Source organism: Ruegeria sp. N4 (genome assembly GCF_056531425.1).
This window is the reverse complement of record NZ_JBQFLT010000034.1, coordinates 1-632: the sequence shown is the minus strand read 5'-3', so window position 1 is coordinate 632 and position 632 is coordinate 1. Positions and strand designations below refer to the sequence as shown.

Sequence of the window (632 nt, the reverse complement as noted above, 5' to 3'; positions counted from 1 at the left end):
AGATGGCGGCCATGCTCAAGGAATATGTCGAGCGCTGCGAGAGGTTCGAGACAGACCCCGACACGGAAACCCTCGCCCCCGTCATCGCCGTATTCGAAGCGTTGCAGGGCGAAGCAGACAAGGAAGGAGATACATAGTGGACCTGGACATGGACAAATTAGCGACGGCCGCTGCGAGCGTCGCAATCAAAGAGCTCATTGGCGGAGGGACATCCGTCGTTAAGAGCGTATGGAACTGGATAAAGGGCAAGGCCTCGGAAGACGAAGCAGCTGACGTGGCCAAGATCGAAGGCGCGCCCGACAAACCGTCTTCTCCGGACAAGTTGAAGGCGCTCCTCAAGGATTTGCTTCACGACCAGCCCGATCTGCAGCAGGAGTTGGCACGCTTGCTGGAAGAGAACGGTGGGCCTTCGTTGAAGCAATTCGCGAACGTGCAAGGGGATAATAACATCGTCGGTCAGATCGCCGGGAACAACAACACCTTCAAGGTTGGCAAATAGGGCTGATAGTGAGCATGCGTCGATGACTCCGCCCTCACAAACGGCATCCGTTTCTGGTGCTGGGAACGTTGTTGTTCAGGTGTTGGGCGACGGGAATGCGGTCAACATTGGTGGGGCCGTTGGGCTGCTTTTG

1 protein-coding gene is annotated in these 632 nt (G+C 56.8%); it reads left to right on the top strand.

The features are described 5' to 3' along the window. Positions 1–136: 136 nt before the first annotated feature. The gene (locus ACR0LW_RS21220; RefSeq protein ID WP_480884423.1) at positions 137–499 is read left to right on the top strand and encodes a hypothetical protein; all 363 of its coding nucleotides are present in this window, start codon (positions 137–139) and stop codon (positions 497–499) included. Positions 500–632 lie beyond the last annotated feature (133 nt).